General features: G+C 63.2%; 3 protein-coding genes. All 3 read right to left on the bottom strand.

What is annotated here, in order from left to right; genetic code table 11:
- Positions 1-107 precede the first annotated feature (107 nt).
- The 3 genes from AB5Z52_RS17250 to AB5Z52_RS17240 are packed head-to-tail and all read right to left on the bottom strand — an operon-like array spanning position 108 to position 974.
- Positions 108-320 (bottom strand): hypothetical protein, encoded by a 213-nt coding sequence (locus AB5Z52_RS17250; protein ID WP_131220686.1) that lies wholly within the window; start codon positions 318-320, stop codon positions 108-110.
- Positions 304-495: a hypothetical protein gene (locus AB5Z52_RS17245; protein WP_032684474.1), complete on the bottom strand. Its 192-nt coding sequence runs from the start codon at positions 493-495 to the stop codon at positions 304-306. Before AB5Z52_RS17245 ends, AB5Z52_RS17250 begins: the two co-directional genes overlap by 17 nt.
- Entirely contained in the window at positions 495-974 is a 480-nt protein-coding gene (locus AB5Z52_RS17240; protein ID WP_368092910.1) for a hypothetical protein, read from the bottom strand. Before AB5Z52_RS17240 ends, AB5Z52_RS17245 begins: the two co-directional genes overlap by 1 nt.
- Positions 975-1,136: the final 162 nt, after the last annotated feature.

Genomic DNA, 1,136 nt, shown 5'->3' with positions numbered 1-1,136 from the left:
CTCCTGTGTCATCTAACACTCCAGTAACAATGGTGCCGTTCTTCCATGTGGCCTTGACGTGCAGTCCGGCCATCTCTTCGCAGGTCTTGCCTTCCCAGAATGGTTTCTCACTGCTCATTGTTTTTCTCCTTCTTTTCGTTCGCTTCGAGCGCGTCCAGCAGATCGCATTCGGCGAACATGAGATGCGCCTGGGCGCGGGTCATTGATTTCAACGTCTGCGCGCCGGCGCCGGCCATCCAGCCAAGAGAGCTCACCTTCGTCTCGAGCAGGTGGGTCTGCGTCGCGAGATCACGCAATCGACCATCAAGCAGCATGGTCATCGGTTTCCTCCTTGTTGAGTCGTGTTTCGATTTCGATGCACAAGTCGAGCGCCGCCGTGAAACCGGCCTGATAGGCGTATAGCGCGGTCTCCGGCCGGCTCATGCCGCCAATCTCCGTGGCCTCCAACAGCCACGCCATCGCACGCTCCTGCGGGGTCGGGAACTTTTCGGCCATCACGCGCCCCTCAGAATCGAGCCGAGTGAGGCAGCACCCAGCTTCTGGGCACCTGCGAACCGTCTGGCCGTGGAACGTGACTTCGGCTGCGCGGCGGGCAGTTCGAGTGGGTTGCGCATGGTCAACGCCTGCTGCTGCGCCTGCTCCGGGCCGTTGCCGAGCATCCGCTGGCGGCGGTACATCCACGCCTCGTCCGCGGATAGGCCCCGCGCCTCGCATTCGCGCGCTATCTGCGCCTCAGAGGGCTTCGACTCGTTGCGCATCCTGCGCACGATGGCGTTCACATCGCCGGAACCGCACCAGCAACCCGTGCTGTTGTCCGCGTAGAAGCGCTTCACCGCCTTCAACGCCTCTCCCAGCGTCATGTCCGCGCGAAGCTCCTCGTGGAACGTGCGAGCCTCCAAGTCGGTGATGGCCGCGTTGCCGTGGTGGACGCGAATCTTCGCCAGCACGAGCGTGCTTTCCTTGAGCGTCAGCATGTCAGTACTCCTTCCCGTGATTGGTTTTCGGCGGCTTCCTCGGCCGCGTAGTGGGCTATCAGTGCCGCGTTCGCGTCCTGGTTGGCCTGCGAACGGTTCCACGCCGATGGCGAGGGGCGTGCGGTCGGCTCGGGTTTGGCCGGCAGCGGGTCATCGTCCCAG

The sequence above is a fragment of the Enterococcus sp. RTP21361st1_A6_RTP21361_211029 genome, assembly GCF_040910045.1.
Classification (GTDB): Bacteria; Bacillota; Bacilli; order Lactobacillales; family Enterococcaceae; genus Enterococcus_D; species Enterococcus_D gallinarum.
This window is presented reverse-complemented; position numbering and strand designations above follow the sequence as displayed.